The organism is Chryseobacterium sp. FW101-FHT12H09, assembly GCF_058790395.1.
The window spans coordinates 118,750-134,104 of sequence record NZ_JBYTCP010000001.1; the positions used below are offsets into that span (position 1 = coordinate 118,750).

Here is a 15,355-nt window from a genome sequence, read left to right on the forward strand (position 1 = left end):
GATCATAGAATCTAAAGTATTGATGAAATGGCAATAACAATAACAGACGCATGCATTAACTGCGGAGCTTGCGAACCTGAATGTCCTAATTCCGCTATTTATGAGGGTGCCATTGACTGGCGATGGCAGGATAAAACAAAACTTTCCGGAAAAACAGTATTTCCTGATGGTACAGAAGTAGATGCCAGTGCCTTTAATGAAGCTGTTTCTGACGACGTTTATTACATCGTTGCCGGAAAATGTACAGAATGCAAAGGGTTTCACGATGAGCCACAATGTAAGGCGGTATGTCCTGTAGACTGTTGTGTAGATGATCCCGATCATCGGGAAACGGAGGAAGTATTACTTAATCGGCAGAGATTTCTGCATACCTGACAAATGAAATGACTTTAAGTTAAAGTATAAGAAAAGAATCTAATTTTTAGATTCTTTTCTGCTTTATCTGCATTTTTTCATACTTGATAAGCTAATTTTATTTCACGCAAAGAACGGTTGGAAAAGAATCTCACCCGTATCAGTCAACAAAATGAAATTTACACTTGCACGACCAAAAGAATCTGATTAGTTTTATTCTGGAAAAAATGGAAAAAGTGACCCAATCAATCCATTATCAATACTTTAATAACAAGTTTATAAAATATGCAGTCTTTTTATTATCGATCGCTGCTGTTAAAACTATCTGCGCACAAAAACAAACAAGTGCTGAGCTATTCAGTGCTAAGCTAGATTCTATTCGTATACAGTTAAAGATCCCAGGAATGGCTGCAGCAGTACAACAGGGAAATGCCATTCTACTGGAACAAGGTTATGGATATGCAGATATGGAACAAAATATTCCTGCTACTCCTCAAACTTCTTTCCGTGTAGCATCAGTTACCAAAACGTTCACTTCTACATTACTTATGGAATTAGTGGAACAGCATAAACTAAACCTTGACGATCCTGTCACTCAATATGGCATCGATTTAGGTAATTCCAAAATTACTGTAAGACACCTATTAACACATACTTCCGAGGGTATTCCGGGAACCTATTTTCAATATAACGGCTATCGCTACGGACTTTTGGGAAAGGTCATTGAAAAAGCATCTGGTAAACCATTTTACAGTCTGCTCATGGAAAGAATCATCATCCCTTTAAAAATGACATCTTCAGCTCCTGCAATAACCTTAGATCAATTCTATGACTACAGCAAACTAAATCCCAATGTATTGCCTTTCTTTGACACAACATTCAACCGCCTGGCTAAGCCTTACGAAGTGGATAATTCGGGTCATGCTATCCACAGTGAATATCTAAATGAATTCGGTGCCTTTGGTGGTTTAGCTACCAGTGTAAGTGATATTTTAAAGTATTCAGATGCGATTGATCACAATCAATTTATCTCAGCTGCTTCACAAAAGGAAGTTTATACAGCCCATAAAACCAATAACGGAATTGCTACTCCTTATGGACTGGGATGGTTTGTACAATCCTATAAAGGCGTAGACTATTACTGGCATTACGGACAATCAACAGGAGAATCTGCACTTTTTGTAAAGATACCTTCAATACATCTGACCTTAATCGTTATGTGTAATATGGATCAGCTTAGTCAGCCTTTTCCACTGGGCGACGGTGATCTGCTAATGTCTCCTGTAGGTCAGTTGCTTTATCTCTGTTTTATTAATAACAATGAAAAGACGGAAAATGATCTGGAAAACAAAGAATTAATTACTAATGCTACGATGGCATTGAAAAAAGGAGATACTTTAAAAGCACAACAACTTTATAATGTTTATCAAAAAAAATATGATGCCAAGGAAAATCATATCCCCAATGGTAAGATTATCGCCGATATTAGAAATGTTGGAATTAATAAGGATATAAACCGCACTTTCAAACTCTTACATGCTACTTCTATAAAAGTGTACGCTGTAGGTGAAAATTGTTCAGGAGATGGCAGTTCCTGGTGCGATTATGGATGGATAGATAACAATGCCGGTCAAACTGTCTGGCGCATGCAGGGAAAACCTTCCACATCAGCAGGCGGTGCATTTAAAAATCAAAAGGTCTGCGAGGAAATTATTTTACCCCGTGGACAATATACGCTTCATTACAAATCAGATTCCGGACACGCCTACAATTATTGGGATTCATTGCCACCAGATCATTTTTTCTGGGGTATTCTGCTGCTAAAAGACTCTAAATAAGAGTAACACACTAAAGTTTCACTGAAATCATCAAACGTATTTTTATAAAAATATCCCCTACTAATCCAGTAAGGGATACTTTAATCTTCAATAATGGGTTTGAAATTTTGTTGATTTCCTGTTATATTTCGAACTCAACTTATTTTGGCTCCCACAACTCAATCTTATTTCCTTCCACATCGATAATGTGAACAAATTTTCCATAGTCATAGGTTGCTACTTCATCTACAATCGTTACTCCTTCTTTCTTAAGCTCTTCAACGAGAGCTTCAAGATCTGCCACTCTGTAATTGATCATAAATTCTTTTGTGGAGGGTTCAAAATATTTTGTATTCTCAGCAAAAGGACTCCATTGTGTAGCTCCTTCTTTGCTAGGATCCTCAGCCTCTCGCCATTCAAAAGTCGCACCATAGTCATTTGTGTCTAAGCCAAGATGGGTTTTATACCACTCTTGCATTTGTTTAGGATCTTTGCATTTGAAAAATATGCCACCAATACCTGTTACTTTTTTCATGTTTATTGTTTTAGTGTTTAAAAATTAGCACAGGCGTTAAAATTATTATTTTTTTTGATCATTGATCAAATATTTTTATGATTTCTCAGTTATAGACCTTGATAACCAACTATTAAATCTCTGCAACAAGATGAAACGAATTTCGTAAATGACCTCTCATTAGGCTACAGCCAAAGGGGAAAAATCACATTTGTTTGAAAAATAATATACCTGAGTACATTTTAAAAACTAAAATACCTATTTTCGCATTGCAGATTTTCAAAGAAACTATTTTAACCTAAAAACCATTCACTAAAACCTGTAAAATTGTAATCAATTTTTTCTTTATACTGGTTTCTCAGTAGATCTTCATACTGGTTTCTCGGTAAAATTGAACTTCTCTTCTTTCCCCATGTAACAAACACCAAATAAATTCTACTACTATTTAAAAAACTCTACTACTTTAAAAAATAAACTGAATGCAAACATCTTTTTTTAAAATTGCTGCTGCCTCTGCTGCGCTCTGTTTCAGCACTGTGGCTATAGCGCAACAAAAATTTTCCGTTAGTGGGACTATAAAAGACCAGAAAAACGGGGAACTCATGATCGGAGTTGCTGTAAAAGTAGCTGAAGACCCTTCGATTAATGTTGTAGCCAATGAATATGGCTTCTACTCTTTATCCTTGCCAGAAGGAAATTATACCATGATTATTTCTTATCCCGGCTACAAAGATTTTGAACAAACTATAAAAGTTGATCAGAATATCAAGCTGGATCTCCCTCTCAGTCAGGAAGAAGAGGTAGAAAGAACAGCAAAGATTGATGAAGTTATTATTACAGGTGTAAAAAAAGATAAGAATCTTTCAACTGCCCAGATGGGTACTGAAACATTAAGTATTAAAAATATCGAAAAACTGCCGGTTTTATTTGGAGAAAAAGATGTAATGAAGACCATTCAGTTATTGCCGGGTATTAAAAGTAATGGTGAAGGAAGCAGTGGATTCAGTGTAAGAGGTGGAGCAACCGATCAGAATCTGATATTATTGGATGAGGCACCGGTTTATAATGCCTCACACTTACTTGGTTTTTTTAGTACATTCAATAGTGATGCTTTAAAAGATGCAAGTATTATTAAGGGAAACAGTCCGGCGCAATATGGTGGCCGTCTTTCTTCAGTAATGGATGTGAAGATGAAGGATGGGAATAATAAGGATTATAATGTCAACGGCGGAATAGGATTAATCAGCAGCAGGCTGAGTGTAGAAGGACCTATTCAAAAAGAAAAATCTTCATTTATTGTTTCAGGAAGAAGAACCTATGCTGACTTATTTCTTAAGGGAAGTGATGATTATAAAGACAGTAAATTGTATTTCTATGATCTTAATTTAAAAGCGAATTATCAGATCAACGAAAGTAACCGTCTTTATCTATCCGGATATTTTGGAAGAGATGTACTGGGAGTAGGTAAAACCTTCGCAACAGACTGGGGAAATACAACAGCGACATTGCGTTGGAATAGCATTATCAGCAGTAAGTTATTCTCCAACACATCCTTTATTTACAGCGATTATAACTATAAAATCAGTCTGGAAAGTAATGATAATAAATTTGGTTTAAATTCTGAGATCCAGGACTGGAATCTTAAACAGGATTTTACATGGTTTGCAGGAAATAAACATTCTGTTCGTTTTGGTCTTCAATCGATTTATCATACGCTTACCCCGAGCAGTGCTTCAGGTACCAGTGTAAGCAGTTTTCCAAGAAATCCAAGATACTCATGGGAAAATGCGGTATATATCAATGATGATTTTAAAGCAACAGAAAAACTAACCGTTAATTATGGTTTGAGACTTTCCGGATTCAGTGTTTTAGGAGGTGATACTTTTAATTCATACGAAAATGGAGTTCTTACAGACAGTCGATTTCTGGAAAAAGGGAAATTTGGAAAGACCTATGTCAACCTTGAACCACGTATTACTGCCAATTACCGTATCAACGAAGTCAGTAGTGTAAAGGGAGGATATTCCCGTAATACCCAAAACCTGCACCTTTTAAGCAACAGCAGCAGTGGAAACCCTACTGATCAGTGGATTGGAAGCAGCTATACAGTAAAACCTGAAATTGCAGATCAGGTGAGCGTAGGATACAGCAGAAATTTCAATAATAACAATTACGAATTGAATGCTGAAATCTATTACAAATCAATGCAAAATCAGATCGACTTTAAAAATGGTGCACAAATCACCTTTGATACTGCAGCTGATGTAGAAAGTGAATTACTGTTTGGAAAAGGAAGAGCTTATGGTTTAGAATTGATAGCAAAAAAGAAAAGCGGAAAACTAACAGGTTGGATCTCCTATACTTTATCTAAAACTGAAAGAAAAATAAATGGAATCAATGATAATGAGTGGTATAATGCAAGAATGGATAAAACCCATGATTTATCTATCGTTGCCACCTATCAACTGAATCCAAAATGGTCTTTCTCAGGATTATTTGTTTACAGTACAGGAAATGCTGTTACTTTCCCTACAGGAAAATATGAGCTGAACGGAGAAACTGTTTTTCAATACAGCAGTAGAAATGCGGATAGAATGCCGGCTTATCACAGAATGGATTTAAGTGCTACATATGAGCCAAGTTCTAACTCTAACAAACGTTTCCGTGGTTCATGGTCCTTTGGTATTTATAATATTTATGGTCGTGAGAATGCTTACACCATTACTTTTGAAGATAATCCAAATAATCCGGGAACAACCCGCGCCATGCAGACCTCATTATTCCGTTGGGTACCAAACATCACTTATAATTTCAAATTTTAAATCATGAAGAATACATTTTTTATCATATTATCCCTGTTTTTACTAAACTCTTGTGAAAAAGAGATCGACCTTGATCTTGCTGACAAAAGTGGAAACATTGTCATTGAAGGAAATATTACTGATCAACCGGGACCTTATATTGTGAGAATAACAAAATCCGTTAGTTTCACACAAAATAATCAATATCCCGCAGTGACCAATGCTGAGGTTATTGTAAGTGATAATACAGGCCAAACAGAAACCTTACAGTATATAGGTGACGGAAAATACCAGACGAACGCTTTTACCGGGGTAAGCGGTAGAACCTATAGTCTGAAAATACAGGCCGAAGGAAAACAATATACTGCTCAGAGTACCATGCCTGCAGCCGTAGATTTTGAAGGTCTGAAACAAGATTCTTTTGTTTTCGGAGGTACAACGACTTTTACCCTTTTACCTATTTTTACGGATCCTATAGCGTTAGGAAACCGCTATCTTTTTACTTTTACGGTCAACAACAAACCAAAGAAGACCTTTAATGTATTTTCAGATAATGTAAATAACGGATTACCCAACCAAAGGCCATTATTCCTGCCTAATGATGACGGCGATGATCCTGATGATGTTCTCGTAGTAGTTGGAGATACCATTCATGTTGAAATGCAATCCATAGACAATAATGTATTTACTTATTATAGTGCTTTGCTTCAAATTATGGATGACGGTGGTGCTGGTGTTACCCCTGCCAATCCACCAAGCAATATTAATAATGGTGCTTTAGGATATTTTTCAGCGCATACGCTTAGCAAAAGAGATTTTGTTATCCAGCAACCCAATTAATAATATCAGATAAAAAAGGCTATTTCGGAAATTCCGAAATAGCCTCTTCAATATAATGAATGTTAAATAGGGTTATTTTTTTTAATACTGAAATTCGTTTTTCAAATCTATAAACCGGATTCCAATACTTTTAACAGCTCAGTTTGTTGGATAACATCATTCTTGCTGCTTATCAGATTATAATTGGCCTGAAGCCATCCATTCCGCACCACGAAAAAGGTATAGGCATCCATTAATCCTTCCTTATATTTTTCTTCAGACTTCTGGAAAGACAGTTTTTGATTTTCAAAATTTAGATCCAGAAGATGATATTTCTCCTGGGCATTCAGAAACTGAGCCTTAATAGAGTTAATACTCTGTGTAAGATTATTGACAACCAATTCCTTGTCGTAATTGGAATTGATCACATTCAGTTTGGCTATTTCCACATTGTTCTTCACCTGTAATTTATTGAAAATCGGGATATTGAGTCCAAAAGATAAAGACTGATTTTTGTTTTGTGCAAACTGATCTGAGAATCCTATTGCAGAAGCATCATCTTTTCCTAAAACTTTATTATAAAAGCTGGACCAGCTGTATCTGCCATTGATCGTAGGTAAATAATCTGCTCTTGCAACGTCTGCTCTCTTTTTCTGAGCATCGATCTCTGCCATTACCGATTGATAGGCAGGATTTTTCTCCAATAACTTTTTTGTAAAATCCGGATCCTGAAATTCGGCTTCAGAAAAGACCCCATCATCATTCATCACAAAATCGATTGAATCCTTAGTAACAGCCATCGCATTGAGAAGATTAATTTTGGACAGATCACGTTGGTTTTTTGCAGACACCCATTGTTCTTGAAGAGTTCCTAAATTGGCTTTGATGTCATATACATCACTTTTAGGCCTGTTCCCTATCTCTACTTCCTTTTCAGTACGCTTGATCTGATCTTCAATTCCTGAGATCTGAGTTTCCAAAACTTCAAGCCAGCTTCTGCTGTTCTGATAAGCAAAAAACATCTGAATAACATTAAGCTTTACGTCGTTCTGAGCTTGTTTAAGCTTGTAGTTACTGGTTTCTTTATTAAGCCTGGACAGAGAAATAGTAAGAAAATTTTTCCAATTAAAAAGTTCCCAATCCGCTTTTACATTAAACTCATCATATTGAGTATTTAGCTTTCCTCTTTGATTGCTCGATTGGTTAATTGAAGAACCAAAGCTGTATGTATGATTAACGCCTGCTCCTATAGAAGGAAGCAACATCCCTTGTGATGCGCTGATCAGTCTTTCGTTTTTCTTAACCGCAACAGTCGCCTGCTTGATCAATGGATGATTTGCAGAGGCATAGTCCAGGCATTGTTGCAGATTCCAGGACTGCTGTCCGGGATAAAGACTGATAAAAAATATGAAAATGAAATTTTTCATGAGTACGTTCTGATTTAAATATATTTTAAAAGCAATTTTTAATGAGGAACTTAATTATTCATATTTCAGATATTTCACTAAATTCACTTTTGTTGCTTTATAAGCTTTGATACTTACAACAGCAAACGTTAATGCCAACAGGACACAGAAACTCACAATAAATGGCCAGACCGGCATATCAATCCTGTAAGCAAAATCTTTCAACCATTCATTCATCAGGTAATAGCAGATCGGAATACTCATAAATACCGCTATGACTGCGATCCAAAGGAATTGTTTCGTTAATCCAAAAACCAAAATACGGTCTGATGCTCCCAATGTTTTTCTGATCGCTACTTCTTTCAGTTTTTGCTCAATCATTAAGGAAGAAAGTGCGAAAAGTCCTAATAAAGCAACCATCAATACCATCGCATTAAGAATAGAAAATGTGGTTTTCTGTTTCTCGTATTGCACAAAAGTTCTGGCAAAACGCTGGCTGACAAAATAATACTCAAAAGGATACCCCGGCTCTACAGAATTTTCCCAGTATTTTTTAATCCCATTAACTGTCCCTTCGATATCATCAGGTTTAATTTTCACCTGAATATTATACACATCAAATCTTTTGCGATCGGTTTCTTTATAATGGAAAAACGCGATCGGCTCTACTTTAAGTTTTAGATTTCTGAAATTAAAATCTTTGACAATTCCTACAACTCTGTATTTTTTACTGTCATCAAATCCCGGAGTGAAGCTACCCTGAAGTATCTGATCGTCCTTCCAGCCAAATTTTCTTACGAACGCTTCATTTACAATCATATTGTTGATCGTATCGGAGGCAAGTTCAGGATTCAGCCACCGTCCCTTCAATAGTTTTATACCCATAAATTCGAGATAATTATAATCCATTGAACTGTAATCTGAATTAATCGTCTGGTTCATACAATCCATATTTGAACTGCTTCTCCGATTGCTTCCTGCAACAGCTTCACCATAAGAAACTGCTTCTACTCCATTTATCTTTGAAAGTTGAGTTTTAAGACGTTCATATTTTAACCATGGTTTCGGATTATTTTCGTTGAAGGTAATGAGCATGATCTGTTTTCCATTAAAACCTAAATCTTTATTCATCATATGTTTTACCTGGCTGTTTACAATCAGGCCACCGATAATAAAAAATGAAGAAATCATTAATTGGAGGGTAAGAATTCCATTTCTCAACCAGATCCCATGTTTGCTTCGTGAAAAGTTTCCTTTAAGGGTTTCAATGGCTTTGAAGCTTGAAAGATAGAAGGCAGGAATGAGTCCGGATATTAAAGTGACTACAAGTACCATTCCCAATGAATAGATGAAGATATGCCAATCATTCAGTTTTACTTCTTTATCAAAGAACTTATTGAAATTGGGAAGTAAAAGTTCCGTTAGTGCCAACGAAAGAAAATACGACAGTATACATATCATAAAGGTCTCTAAAAGGAACTGCATCATCAGAGAAAACCTTGTCCCTCCGATCGCCTTTCTTACACCTACTTCTTTTCCTCTCTGTGAAGCTTCTGCCGTTTTTAAATTAATAAAATTGATGGCAGATAAAACCACGATCATCACTGATAGGAAAAATAGAATGAGTATCGTTTTGAAATCTCCAACTCCAAACCATGATGCTTTTGCATGGAGTCTAATTTCATCTAAAGGAGTCAGAAAACCATTGTTTGGGCCATACTTCTCCAAAAACTCCTGTACACTTATACCAGAAGCCTTAGCTTCAATAGCCGCCCTCATTTCAATAATATCTCTATTGAATTTCTGTTCAAAAACAGCAGGATCTGTTCCTTTTTTTAGCATAAAGAAAGATCCGTACTTGAAGTCGCTCCAATGCTCCCTGTCATTTCTCAACTGCTCTACGGGATTGATAATAAATTCCGGCTTTACCTGGCTGTTTCCTTCTGGAATTTCATAAACCGCCGTAACGATGTACTCCTTATTTTCAATTTTTATTGATTCTCCGGTAACGTTGGTCCTTCCAAATAATTTTATTGCCGTTTGCTTAGAAATAGCAATAGATGTTTCTGTTTTTAAAGCATCTTTAGGTTCTCCTGAAATTATTTTAAACGGGAAGAAATTAAAGAAGCTTTCTGATGATAAAAGTCCGTCTTGCTGATAAGCTGTCCGGTATTTTGTCGTCATCTTATAGCCTGTTGGGCTGCTGAAAAGCAAATAATCCTGAACTTCTGGGATTTTTTTTGAAGCACTAAAGGCCATTGGATAAGATATAGTACTTCCATAAGCATTATCTTTTTTGGTATAAAGCTGAAAAGCATAAACCTGATCTTTTTTAGGATTCCATTTTTCATAAGATTCCTCATCATTCCAATGCATCAGGATCATCATAAATCCTGTAAGACCTACGGTGAGTCCAAATATATTGATGATCGTGGATAATGCGTTTTTTTTATAATTGACCAAAGCAATTTTGAGCCAGTTCTTAAGCATAATTGTATGTTATTAATAATGAATGTTATAGATCATTTTGGTATGATCTGAGTAATACAAGCCGGAAAATCTCCTGATTTATTCAAATTCTGCAGCATCTGCTTTTGCAAATACATCTTTCCTCTGGGAAGCATGTTCCTCATTAAAAATTTCTCCGTCTTTCATATTGATAATTCTGGAAGCATACCCCGCGTCATATGAAGAGTGCGTTACCATCACAATAGTAGAACCTTCTCTGTGAAGTTCTGCCAGAAGGTTCATCACTTCATTTCCATTTGAACTATCCAGGTTTCCTGTTGGCTCATCAGCAAGGATCAGTTTAGGTTTTGTTACCAAAGCTCTTGCTACAGCTGCTCTTTGCTGCTGACCTCCCGAAAGCTGCTGTGGATAATGTTTTGCACGGTGGCTGATGTTAATTTTCTCCATAATTTCTTCTACCCTCCTCTTTCTTTCTGAAGGTGAAATTCCGTTATAGATCAAAGGAAGTTCGATATTTTCATAGACCGTTAATTCATCTATCAGATTAAAATTCTGGAAAATAAAACCTATATTTCTTTTACGAACATCTGATTTTCTTTTTTCATTAAGTCCTACCATTTCCACTTCTGAAAATTGGTAAGAACCTGCTGAAGCAGAATCCAAAAGCCCAAGGATATTTAGAAATGTTGATTTACCACAACCTGAAGGTCCCATTATAGCTAAAAATTCTCCTTCTTTAATGCTAAGACTCACTTTATTTAATGCATGAGTTTGTACATCTTCTGATTGATAAATTTTTGAAAGATTATGAATATTGATCATTTTAATTATTTTTTAAATTTTAGTATTTATAATACTGACTACGCGCTGTTTAAGGCTCATCAGTGAAATTTTATTATGTTAAAGGAATACTTTTATTAATCATACACTTCTATGAAATTAAAAGTATTCATATTTTTAATTTTTAATGTTGAGGATCTCATATTTTTTAAGATCAGAATAATCGGATACAATAACTGTTTCCCCAGCCTTCAGTCCCGATTTCACCTCATAATATAATGGATTCTCTCTTCCCAGACTGATATTTCTTTTTTCAGCTTTATTTCCTTTTACAACAAATACCCATTTTCCGTTCGTGTCTTTGGAAAAATTTCCCTTAGGAATCATGGTACTTTGCGTATCTGCCGAAAGTTTTAGTTTTACTCCAAAAGTCATCCCTATTTTCAGATTTGCAGGCTTCTTATTGGTAAAATTAAGCTCAGCAGAAAATTGTCCGTCTTTTACTTCTGGAAGAATTTTTGTGATCACTACTTCATAAGGCTGGCTGTCATTATCAAGGATTCCTTTGATCCCATTCTGGAGTTTATTGATGTAATACTCATCTACCTTCGCGACCAGCTTATAACCGTCCATCAGGTCAATCTTTCCAATACTCTGACCGCTGGTCAGGTTCTCTCCTTCTGTAATCGTAAAGGACGAGAGCCTTCCGGAAGCTGGAGCCATAATCAGGAAATTATTCTTGTTAGAGCGCAAGATCTGGAGACTTTTATCCATTTGCCCGATCGAAGTGTTAATCGCTGACATCTGGGAGCTTCGGGACTTTTTCTCACTGGAAGATCCGTTTTCTACAATTGATTTTCGTTGTTTCTGGTAATTAAGATTCTGCATACTGATGTCATAATCTGTTTTTTTTCCAATCTCAGCATCATAAAGACGCTTCTGAAGATTAAAATTTTGAAGTGCCGTATTGTAGTCATTCTGTGCCTGCAGTACTTCTTTATCCTGAGCCAGTTCCTGATTTTTCAGTTCAAGGAGCGTTGTCCTCATCTGACTGATCTGCTGCATAACCCCAGTTTCCTGATTCATATAGTTGAATTCTGTATTGGGATTATACACCCTTGCAATAGGCTGCCCTTTCGTAAGCATCTGCCCATCTTCAGCAAAAATTTCTTTAACAGCACCTCCTTCCAGAACATTTACCAGAGAGGAATTAAGAGACTGTGTCTGTGCAGTAACCATCAGCATATCTTCAAACTTACCCTGGGTAACCTTATCCGTCTGAATATCTTCTGAAGCCACATTATAGGTTTTTTTCTGTTGGCTAAAATACATTCCCGACAACGATAATATGACTACTGCTCCCAATCCACCTAAAACAAATTTTAATTTCGATTTCTTTTTTACTATTTTCGTATCCATAATAAAGATAACTCTTTTTATTACAATAGATTACACAACAGAAGTGCCAGAAAAATATAAACCTATAAGTCCCTGAAAATCTGAAATAATACTTTTGACAACAGGGTATTAACTGTTCATTATCGGACACTTCTTGTGCGAAAATGAACACTTAACCGAGGATTTTTAATAATAAAGAACTAGCTTTAATACATTCAATAAAAAATAACATGCGTAAAAAAGAAGCTCATATTTTAATTGTAGATGATGATGAAGATATTCTGTTCTCTGCAAGGGTCTGGCTTAAAAAGTTTTTTTCAGAAGTGAGCTGTCTCAGTAAGCCTGCTCAGATCATGAAATTCATTATCGAAAATCAAATCGATGCTGTTGTATTGGATATGAACTTCAGAAAAGGTTTTGAGAATGGACAGGATGGCCTATATTGGATGAACGAAATCAAAACACTTGAACCTCATCTTCCTATTATTTTAATGACTGCATATGGCGAAGTAGAACTGGCTGTAGAAGCTTTAAAAAATGGAGCTTCGGATTTCATTCTAAAACCCTGGAATAATGAGAAGTTATATGCTTCTGTTAATCTTGCTGTAGATATTTCCAGAAAAAATAAAAAGCTTAGCCAATGGGAAAATGTGAGTCAAAAAAACAACCAGTATCAACTGGAAAGTCATTCCCTGAAAATGCAGGAAGTTCTTGAGCAGATCAGAAAAGTAGCTCCTACAGATGCTAACATCCTTCTTTTGGGAGAAAACGGAACCGGAAAATATGTACTGGCAGAATCCATACATGAGCAGTCTGATAGAAAAAATCAACCATTTGTTCATATTGATTTAGGGAGTATTTCGGAAAGTCTTTTTGAATCAGAATTATTTGGTTATAAAAAAGGTGCATTTACAGATGCCTATCAGGATTACGCCGGAAAAATCGAGAATGCTCAAAATGGAACCGTTTTTCTTGATGAGATTGGAAATCTTCCCCTCCAACTTCAAACGAAGCTACTAAGTCTGATCCAGAATAGAAAGTTATCGAGATTAGGAGAATCTAAAGAGCGTTTGTTGGATGTGCGTTTTATTTTTGCAACCAATGAAAATTTGAAAAAAGCAGTTGCTGAAAACCGTTTTCGTCAGGATCTGTATTATAGAATCAATACGGTAGAAATTCAGATTCCTGCTTTAAGGAAAAGACAGGAAGATATTGCCCTTTTAGCAGAGTATTTTCTGGATCGTTATAAGCAGAAATATCATAAACCTAATCTGGAACTTAATGATGATTTACTGCTTATCCTAAAAAATTATCCATGGCCGGGAAATATCCGGGAACTGGATCATTCCATTGAGAGAAGTGTTATTCTTTCAACAGATATCAATCTTCAGCTATTAATGCCTCAGCCCGAAGAAAATGAAAATACAATCACCAATCTCAATATTGAAGAAATGGAAGAGATCCTGATTAAAAAAGCTTTAAAAAAGCATACCGGAAATATTTCTTTAGCCGCAGAAGATCTGGGACTCTCCCGGGCTGCTCTTTACAGGAGAATGGAGAAATTTGGAATATGATAGAAGCGGATACCAGATATCAGATGTCGGGCCTTAATCGTGAAATAAAAAAAAAGCGAGTACAAAATTGTTATTTTTTATTATTAAAATATTGGTAAATTATGAGTAAATACAATTACCTATGGTTAATTTATAACTTCCTTGCTATAATAAGTGGAATCGTATGTTACCATTTCTTTTTGGAAGAGAAATGGTTTAGCGCTATTTTTTTTGGTGGCATAATGATCGTTTTCGTAGTTTTAATTAATTCCTCATTAACAACACAGATTTCAAAAACCGAAAAAATCATCTCATCGATCAGAAGAAAAGATTTTTCACTATTTCCCAAAGAAGACGGAACAGAACTTCTGGACAACAGCATACGATTATATTACCAAAGCAAAGAGGAGCAATTTTCTTTATCCTCCTACAAACTCCTCTATGAAAGTATTCTGGATCAGATGGAAACGGGTCTTATGATTCTTTCAGAAAATAGTAAAGATTGGGATGTCTTTTATGTAAATGATGCTTTTCTTGATATTCTACAAATCCCTAAATATAACAGCTGGAATTTCTATGCCTCAAAAGTCCCGGAGTTCTATAAAATTATTGAAGATACCGGATATAACAGTTCTCAGGAATTTTTTGATATTTCTATTCGGGGAAATTCGAAACAGTCCTTTTCTCTCAGAACCAAACAGGTAAGAAATACGCAACATCGATTTTATGTTATTACTCTGGAATCTGTTCAAAAAATCATTGAACAAAAAGAAAAGATGGCCTGGAATAATCTGATGAAGGTTATTTCTCATGAACTTCTGAATACCCTGACTCCTGTTAACAGCCTGATCCAGAATCTGGAATATATCAGCAATCAGGAGACTGTAGATCAAGAAGATCAGCAGGAAATGAGAGAAAGCCTGATGATCATTAATTCTAAATCAAGACAACTTTTAAGCTTTGTAGATAATTACCGACAGGTTGCAGAATTACCTAAACCTGTCCTTGCCCGTGTTTCTTTGAAAAAAGTGATTGAGTCTGCCGTTAGTTTTCTGAAACGTGAATTTGAAAAACAACATATTCTGCCTGTTTTGGAAATAGAAGATTTTATCGTTTCAGCAGATGAGAAAATGATAGAACGAAGTCTTATTAACCTTTACCTTAACGCTATTTTTGCTGTTTCTGACAAAGAACATAAAATAATCAAAACAACCGTTCGATCTCATAACAATCGTATTATAGTGAGTGTAACCGACAATGGTTTAGGGGTTACGACCGAGATCAAAGACAAGATCTTCCTTCCATTCTTCACTACAAGAGATAACGGTTCCGGAATTGGGCTTACCCTTACTAAAAGTATTATGGAAGCGCATGGCGGATACCTCAATTATCAGGCACTGGAGGAAGGAAGCAGCTTTGAACTGTGGTTTTTAGGATGATTTAT

Annotated in this window: 11 protein-coding genes; 6 read left to right on the forward strand and 5 right to left on the reverse strand. The window is 35.8% G+C overall.

The window, feature by feature from the left end; genetic code table 11:
* The first annotated feature begins 27 nt into the window (after positions 1-27).
* Together AC3WRL_RS00520 and AC3WRL_RS00525 are read left to right on the forward strand one after the other, a co-directional pair.
* Entirely contained in the window at positions 28-375 is a 348-nt protein-coding gene (locus AC3WRL_RS00520) for a 4Fe-4S dicluster domain-containing protein (protein ID WP_214834146.1), read from the forward strand.
* 206 nt (positions 376-581) lie between these two features.
* Positions 582-2,192 carry a serine hydrolase domain-containing protein gene (locus AC3WRL_RS00525; RefSeq protein WP_492329478.1) on the forward strand — a complete coding sequence of 537 codons (1,611 nt, stop codon included), beginning with the start codon at positions 582-584 and terminating at the stop codon, positions 2,190-2,192.
* 139 nt (positions 2,193-2,331) lie between these two features.
* Here AC3WRL_RS00525 and AC3WRL_RS00530 read toward each other — a convergent pair whose 3' ends face one another.
* Complete coding sequence (locus AC3WRL_RS00530; protein WP_214834140.1) at positions 2,332-2,706, reverse strand: VOC family protein; 375 nt, start codon at positions 2,704-2,706, stop codon at positions 2,332-2,334.
* A gap of 458 nt (positions 2,707-3,164) precedes the next feature.
* On the opposite strand from AC3WRL_RS00530, the gene AC3WRL_RS00535 reads away from it, so the two are divergent.
* Positions 3,165-5,507, forward strand: coding sequence for a TonB-dependent receptor (locus AC3WRL_RS00535; RefSeq protein WP_214834138.1), 2,343 nt, complete (start codon positions 3,165-3,167; stop codon positions 5,505-5,507).
* A gap of 3 nt (positions 5,508-5,510) precedes the next feature.
* Positions 5,511-6,326 (forward strand): DUF4249 domain-containing protein, encoded by an 816-nt coding sequence (locus AC3WRL_RS00540; RefSeq protein WP_214834135.1) that lies wholly within the window; start codon positions 5,511-5,513, stop codon positions 6,324-6,326.
* A gap of 107 nt (positions 6,327-6,433) precedes the next feature.
* On the opposite strand, the gene AC3WRL_RS00545 is transcribed toward AC3WRL_RS00540, so the two are convergent.
* The 4 genes from AC3WRL_RS00545 to AC3WRL_RS00560 form a co-directional block, all read right to left on the reverse strand.
* Complete coding sequence (locus tag AC3WRL_RS00545; RefSeq protein WP_214834132.1) at positions 6,434-7,732, reverse strand: TolC family protein; 1,299 nt, start codon at positions 7,730-7,732, stop codon at positions 6,434-6,436.
* 54 nt (positions 7,733-7,786) lie between these two features.
* A complete protein-coding gene (locus AC3WRL_RS00550; protein WP_261511651.1) occupies positions 7,787-10,201 on the reverse strand; it encodes an ABC transporter permease in 2,415 nt (804 codons plus the stop codon).
* 78 nt (positions 10,202-10,279) lie between these two features.
* Entirely contained in the window at positions 10,280-11,002 is a 723-nt protein-coding gene (locus tag AC3WRL_RS00555) for an ABC transporter ATP-binding protein (protein WP_214834127.1), read from the reverse strand.
* Between the two features lie 135 nt (positions 11,003-11,137).
* Positions 11,138-12,379, reverse strand: coding sequence for an efflux RND transporter periplasmic adaptor subunit (locus tag AC3WRL_RS00560; RefSeq protein ID WP_492329479.1), 1,242 nt, complete (start codon positions 12,377-12,379; stop codon positions 11,138-11,140).
* A gap of 209 nt (positions 12,380-12,588) precedes the next feature.
* On the opposite strand from AC3WRL_RS00560, the gene AC3WRL_RS00565 reads away from it, so the two are divergent.
* Positions 12,589-13,932: a sigma-54-dependent transcriptional regulator gene (locus AC3WRL_RS00565; protein ID WP_492329480.1), complete on the forward strand. Its 1,344-nt coding sequence runs from the start codon at positions 12,589-12,591 to the stop codon at positions 13,930-13,932.
* A gap of 101 nt (positions 13,933-14,033) precedes the next feature.
* The gene (locus AC3WRL_RS00570) at positions 14,034-15,350 is read left to right on the forward strand and encodes a sensor histidine kinase (RefSeq protein ID WP_492329481.1); all 1,317 of its coding nucleotides are present in this window, start codon (positions 14,034-14,036) and stop codon (positions 15,348-15,350) included.
* The last annotated feature ends 5 nt before the right edge of the window (positions 15,351-15,355 follow it).

Coding starts and splice junctions, on each gene's coding strand:
- AC3WRL_RS00535 (WP_214834138.1), top strand. CDS start 3,165: ATGCAAACATCTTTTTTTAAAATTGCTGCTGCCTCTGCTGCGCTCTGT.
- AC3WRL_RS00520 (WP_214834146.1), top strand. CDS start 28: ATGGCAATAACAATAACAGACGCATGCATTAACTGCGGAGCTTGCGAA.
- AC3WRL_RS00550 (WP_261511651.1), bottom strand. CDS start 10,201: ATGCTTAAGAACTGGCTCAAAATTGCTTTGGTCAATTATAAAAAAAAC.
- AC3WRL_RS00560 (WP_492329479.1), bottom strand. CDS start 12,379: ATGGATACGAAAATAGTAAAAAAGAAATCGAAATTAAAATTTGTTTTA.
- AC3WRL_RS00530 (WP_214834140.1), bottom strand. CDS start 2,706: ATGAAAAAAGTAACAGGTATTGGTGGCATATTTTTCAAATGCAAAGAT.
- AC3WRL_RS00565 (WP_492329480.1), top strand. CDS start 12,589: ATGCGTAAAAAAGAAGCTCATATTTTAATTGTAGATGATGATGAAGAT.
- AC3WRL_RS00525 (WP_492329478.1), top strand. CDS start 582: ATGGAAAAAGTGACCCAATCAATCCATTATCAATACTTTAATAACAAG.
- AC3WRL_RS00570 (WP_492329481.1), top strand. CDS start 14,034: ATGAGTAAATACAATTACCTATGGTTAATTTATAACTTCCTTGCTATA.
- AC3WRL_RS00555 (WP_214834127.1), bottom strand. CDS start 11,002: ATGATCAATATTCATAATCTTTCAAAAATTTATCAATCAGAAGATGTA.
- AC3WRL_RS00545 (WP_214834132.1), bottom strand. CDS start 7,732: ATGAAAAATTTCATTTTCATATTTTTTATCAGTCTTTATCCCGGACAG.
- AC3WRL_RS00540 (WP_214834135.1), top strand. CDS start 5,511: ATGAAGAATACATTTTTTATCATATTATCCCTGTTTTTACTAAACTCT.